At 64.0% G+C, this 3,182-nt stretch carries 3 protein-coding genes; 2 read left to right on the top strand and 1 reads right to left on the bottom strand.

What is annotated here, in order from left to right; translation table 11 throughout:
- Window positions 1–713, top strand: a 713-nt coding sequence (locus tag WEB61_RS09880; RefSeq protein ID WP_368064173.1) for a cytochrome P450, incomplete at its 5' end; no start/stop codon positions are given.
- 146 nt (window positions 714–859) lie between these two features.
- Window positions 860–1,990, top strand: a complete 1,131-nt coding sequence (locus WEB61_RS09875; protein WP_368064172.1) for an aromatic ring-hydroxylating dioxygenase subunit alpha — start codon at window positions 860–862, stop codon at window positions 1,988–1,990.
- Here WEB61_RS09875 and WEB61_RS09870 read toward each other — a convergent pair.
- Window positions 1,965–3,182, bottom strand: a 1,218-nt coding sequence (locus WEB61_RS09870) for a hypothetical protein (protein ID WP_368064171.1), incomplete at its 5' end; no start/stop codon positions are given. The two genes, WEB61_RS09875 and WEB61_RS09870, sit on opposite strands and share 26 nt — an antisense overlap.

The raw sequence follows: 3,182 nt of genomic DNA, 5'->3' as shown, positions 1-3,182 counted from the left end.
TCCACTGGTCGGACACGGTGGAGCGGATCGGCGATCCCGATTATTTCGAGACGCCCGAAGACGCCTTCAAGGAACTCTGGAACTGCTGGGAATATTTCGACGCCGTCTGGAAGGACCGGCTCGCCAATCCCGGCTCCGATCTCATCTCGATGATGGCGCATGGCGAATCGACGAAGAACATGCCGCCCAACGAATATCTCGGCAACATGCTGCTCCTGATCGTCGGCGGCAACGATACGACGCGCAATTCGATCACCGGCGGCGTGCTCGCGCTCAATCAGTTTCCGGACGAATACCGCAAGCTGATGGCAAATCCCGACGTCATCCCGAACATGGTGTCCGAGATCATCCGCTGGCAGAGCCCGGTCGCGCATATGTGCCGGACCGCGATGGAAGATACGGAAATTCGCGGCAAGAAGATCAGGAAGATGGACAAGGTCGCGATGTGGTACGTCTCGGGCAACCGCGACGACGAGAAGATCGAGCGCGCCAACGAATTCCTGATCGACCGCGAGGGCGCGCGGCATCATCTCTCCTTCGGCTTCGGCATTCACCGCTGCATCGGCAACCGCGTCGGCGAAATGCAGTTGCGCATCCTCTGGGAAGAAATCCTGAAGCGCTTCAAGCGGGTCGAGGTCGTCGGCGAGCCGAAATATCTGCGCTCCAACTTCATCCGCGGCATCACCGAACTGCCGGTGATCGTCCGGGAGTAGGCGAGGGCAGCCATATTCAAAAGAGAAGTCTCATCCCGGGGCTTGTCCCCGGGATGACACTGATGTCTGCCGCGCGATTGTGGAACATTTGACACCCTCAGCCTCCCGCCCTAATTTCAACCGTTCGGTCGAAATAGGAGCATGTCATGCAGGCGATGGCGGAACTGTTGAAAGCAGGCGAGGCGGCCGTCGAGCGGCCGCTGGCCGATGCCGGTCTGCTGCCGTCCGGCTTCTACACCTCGCCGGAAATCTTCGAGGCCGAAAAGGAAAAGATCTTCCGCCGTAACTGGATCTCGGTCGGCCATGCCGCCGAAATCCCCAATGCGGGCGATCGTTTCCGGATCGATATCGCGGGCGAACCGCTGCTCATCGTGCGCGGCCGCGACGGCGTCGTGCGCGCGCTTTCCGCCGTCTGCCGGCACCGCGCCATGCTGCTCGCCGAAGGCGCGGGCAATGCCGGCACCATCTCCTGCCCCTACCACAAATGGACCTATGCGCTGGACGGCGCGCTGATGGCCGCGCCGCTGATGGAAGGCGTCTCGCCGCTCGATGCCGCCCAATGCGCGCTCCCGTCATTCGCCTGCGAGGTGTGGAACGGCTTCATCTTCGTCAATCTCGACGGGCGCGCCGCGCCGCTCGGCCTGTCCCTCGCGCCGCTTTCGGAAGAGCTTGCGCCCTGGAAGATGGACGAGCTCGAGATCGTCGGCCGCGTCGTCTTCGAGCAGCCTTATAACTGGAAGGTGCTGGTCGACAATTTCATGGAGGCCTATCACCACTTCGCCATCCACCCGGAAACCTTCGAGCCGAATTACCCGGCCGCAATGTCACACGCGGATAATGCGCGCGGCCCCTTCGCGGCGCTCCGGATGCCGCACAAGGGCAATGAATTGTCCGAGTCGATCTTTCCGCCGCTGCCGGACATTCCGGACGAAGCGCGCCGCGGCTTCTCCGTCTTCAACGTCTATCCTTCGATGCTGCTTGCCGTCTTTGCCGACACCGTCACCTGGTACCGGATGGAGATCGAAAGCGTCGATCGCTTCCGGCTGACGATCTATCTCCTCGCCCATCCCCGCTCGCTCGAGGTGCCGGACGCAGAGGCGCTGAAGACCTTCCTGCGTGAGGCGGCCACCGCCGTCCATATCGAGGATATCGCCGCTTGCGAAGGCGTGCAGAAGGGTCTCACCAGCGGTCGGGCGATCCCCGGCCGCCTCAGCCATCTCGAAGCGGCGATCCACCAGCATCAGCAATGGCTCATGGCTGAACTCGTCCGCCCGTGACCGGCCGGGCTGGCCCACGCGGATCGCCCGGCGGATAGAGAAAGCCGCGGCCATAGGGCAGGGCGAGTTGCGGCACGACGCTTGCGTGGCAGACATTCACGGCTTGCGCGGGTGCGGCACCCTTGCAGGTGGCGAGGCAGGCATCGCGGTTGGCGTCGTTCTGCCGGGCGTCGCAGCGCCCATACGGTGCCGATGGATCCGCCCGCCATTTCGACGCCGCCATGGCCGCCCAGCCGGAGCCGGCCTCGTCGATCAGGCGGTCGATTTCCTTTTCGAGAAAGCGGTTTCGCGCCTCGAGGTCGGCCAGCATCACGCGCTCGCCGAGATAGAGCTCGCCGCCCGCCGTGCCCGCGAAACGCAACGGCGGATGCGGCGTGAACGCCTTGCCGTAGTGGCGGATCACCGTGTCGGTGTTCTCGTTGATGTAGATGTTGACGACGCGCTTTGCCGCCGCCGCCTTGATGCCGGCCATGCGCTCCTTGTTCGCCTCGATCTCGGCCAGCATTTGCTCGGCCTCTTTCTCGCTCTCCGTGCCGGAGGCGTCGGCGACGCGGCGAATATGGGCCTGCGCCAGCTCGCCGAGCGCGAGATCGTGTTTGCCCTGCTGCCAGTTGCCCTCGCAGCGCGCCGCGCAATCGGTGAGCGTGGGGCCCTTGCGGCAGATCGCGAGAAAGCCCGACAGTTCACGCGCGCAGGCGCCGCGAAACTCGTCCAGCAGCACCGAACAGACCTTTACCGGGTCGAGGCCGCAGGGATCGGCGCGCATGTCGGCGAGAGGACCGCCTGCGGGCGCTTCGATGCGGGGGAGATTTACCGCCGGCACGGCGTAGGAGGACGGGTCCGGCAATGCAGCGTCGGTGTTGGGTATGGCGGTCATCGGACCGGCGGGATAGGAGACTTCCGGTTCGGGCAGCGCAGCGACTTCCTCCGGCGGCGCACTTGCCGAGATTTCTTCGACCGTCGCCTCGAAGGCTTCATTCAGGCGCCTGGCTTGCGTTTCCATCTCCGCCACTTCGCCTTCGAATGCGTCAAGCGCTTCACGTTGCGCTTCGAGCACCTCGTCGTCATCGGCTGCGGGCGGAAGCAGTTCCGCCTCTCCATCCTCTCCGCATTCCTTCGAAAAACGCGGATAATCCGCGGTGTCGATGATCTTTTCGATGCGCGCGAGCGTGTCCTTCCAGTGAGCCTCGTA

Origin of the sequence: Parvibaculum sp., assembly GCF_040882025.1 — a bacterium.
GTDB lineage: Bacteria > Pseudomonadota > Alphaproteobacteria > Parvibaculales > Parvibaculaceae > Parvibaculum.
This window is presented reverse-complemented; position numbering and strand designations above follow the sequence as displayed.